Annotated in this window: 1 protein-coding gene; it reads left to right on the top strand. The window is 61.2% G+C overall.

Features of this window, described 5'->3' with window-relative positions:
- The coding region (locus HMPREF0975_RS12680) for a DUF6318 family protein (RefSeq protein WP_332248282.1) at nt 1-760 on the top strand (760 nt) is incomplete at its 5' end.
- Nucleotides 761-1,146 lie beyond the last annotated feature (386 nt).

The following is a 1,146-nucleotide window of genomic DNA, read 5'->3' as shown; positions in this document are numbered from 1 at the left end:
TATCGGTGATGAGTACGTCCCTACGATCCCCAACGGCCTGTGCACTCGAGGCGACCCGCCAGTCGAGTGCGGCCGGTCCGGTTCTCGTCTGGGGCGAACGCCGGGCGGCCGCCGGTTTGGTCGGTGGTATGCGTCCTGGCCCTGGGGGCGGGCGGGCTGCGCGCTGAAGGACGCGCGGGCGGAGGCCAGTGCCAGCGCCAGTGCCAGCGCGTCTGCGGCCGTCGCCCGGGCCGAGAAAGGGATCGCCGACGCCAACGCCTCAGCGACCGCCTCCCGAGAAGCCGCCCTGACCCCCGACCTCAAGGCCCAGCGCGACACCGCCCTAGCCGAACCCGCACCCGCCAAACCTCTGCATATGGATGAGGAGTCCGCGCGAGGCGCCACGGGCAGCGTCCAGTACTTCCTTGAGCTCTACCGCTACGCCTACATGACCGGCGACACCACCGAACTCGCAGCCATGAGCGAAGACGGATGCGTTTTCTGCAATTCAGTCATCGATCAGGCGACCGAGCTCCACAAGGAGGGAGGATGGGCCAATCGGTGGGAGCAGGACATCACGAATATCCGTTACTACGAAAAACTCGAAGGATACAACTACAACCTTATTCATGTCCACATTAGCTACGGCCAAATGACTTGGTTCTATCCAGATAGCGGACCTTCTGTCGCCGAACCCGATGAAGATCGGGAACTTAAGCTCGGAGTTCGATACATCAATGGCCGCTGGATGATCGGCGAAGGAGAGGTGATTCCAAAATGAAACGCCTTCTTGCTGTGATGCTAATTACCTCTTTTGCATCATTTGCCGCCACCGCAGCCCGAAGCGACCATCGCTCACCTACTCCAACTATCGATGGAAAAAACTCTGGGAGCAGGTCGGAAGTTACTGGGGAATCGTCTCAAGAAATTCAGGTTCCCGATTCGAGTTCTGGTGATCCTGCGTCGCCGCCTCGTCCGAAGGTAACGGCCTCTGACCCGTCGATGTGGGAGGAGCAGCCCCATCAGGACTGCGTTAGCAACGGCGGTCAGATACCGGATATGGACTGCATGTACAACAGGATGTTCCAGCCCAGCGATCCCCAGAACGATGCGCCCGCCGGGAACGGTCCCCGCACGGTCACCGTCACCGTGCGCGAGGCTGCCACG

This window comes from Actinomyces sp. oral taxon 849 str. F0330 (assembly GCF_000239715.1).
In the GTDB taxonomy this organism is placed as follows: Bacteria; Actinomycetota; Actinomycetes; order Actinomycetales; family Actinomycetaceae; genus Actinomyces; species Actinomyces johnsonii.
Note: the sequence above shows the minus strand (reverse complement) of the source record. Positions and strands in the feature narration are given on the sequence as shown.